The following is a 930-nucleotide window of genomic DNA, read 5'->3' on the forward strand; positions in this document are numbered from 1 at the left end:
AGAGTCTGATTCAAAACTTTTCGTGGGAATTCATTGTCTTGCGAGCATCCGCGTGACGCGCCGGATGTGTGCGATTGTGACCCAAGCTGCCGCGCTGGCGATGGATTTTTCCCAATCCTTCGATAGACGCCGGCATCGTCCCAGCCAGGCGAGGGTGCGTTCAACCACCCATCGGCGTGGCAACACCTCGAACCCTTTTGCGGTGTCTGAGCGCTTGACGATCTGCACCGTCCAGCGCCCGATAGACTTTAACGCTTCTCGTAATTTCGGCCCTGCATAGCCGCCATCGGCGAAGACGTGGCGCAGCGTTGGATACCGCGCGGCGACACGTTTCAGAACATCCGGCGCCCCATCACGGTCTTGGATGCCGGCACTGTGAACGACAAGACCGACCAGCAGGCCAAGCGTGTCGGTGGCAATGTGGCGCTTGCGCCCTTTGATCCGTTTGCCGGCATCATAGCCTCTAATCCCGCCACTTTCAGTGGTTTTTACGCTCTGGCTGTCGATGATACCTGCCGTTGGCAGGGCCGCTCGGCCCTCGGCCAGACGTGCGGCCTCCACAAGTGCGCGGTTCATCTCCTCCAGCAGCCCGTCATTGCGCCACGCATAGAAATACCCTCGTACTGTCGAGACCGGTGGAAAGTCGTTCGGCAGCATTCGCCACTGGCACCCTGTGGTCGCAACATAAAGGATCGCGTCGAACACATCGCGCAAACACGTGGTGCGCGGCCGGCCAGTTTGCTTGGGCGGCGGCATCAGAGGGGCGAGCAGCGCCCATTCGGCATCTGTCAAATCGCTTGCGTATTTGTTGCCCTCACGGGCATGCTGGCTGCGGGTGAGTTCGGTCCAGGCCATCGTGGTCTCCGTTCAGTGTCGCAGCCGAACAGAATCACAACCTCCTGAACTCACTCAATTAGTTTCAAATCGGGC

1 protein-coding gene is annotated in these 930 nt (G+C 59.6%); it reads right to left on the reverse strand.

The window, feature by feature from the left end:
• Positions 1 to 30: 30 nt before the first annotated feature.
• On the reverse strand, positions 31 to 855 hold the full coding sequence (locus MCRY_RS22415) for an IS5 family transposase (RefSeq protein ID WP_085633982.1): 825 nt from the start codon (positions 853 to 855) through the stop codon (positions 31 to 33).
• Positions 856 to 930 lie beyond the last annotated feature (75 nt).

It is taken from the genome of Marivita cryptomonadis (assembly GCF_002115725.1).
Taxonomy (GTDB): domain Bacteria; phylum Pseudomonadota; class Alphaproteobacteria; order Rhodobacterales; family Rhodobacteraceae; genus Marivita; species Marivita cryptomonadis.

Excerpts from the sequence above, each read along its gene's own strand:
- MCRY_RS22415 (WP_085633982.1), bottom strand. The coding sequence starts at position 855 with ATGGCCTGGACCGAACTCACCCGCAGCCAGCATGCCCGTGAGGGCAAC.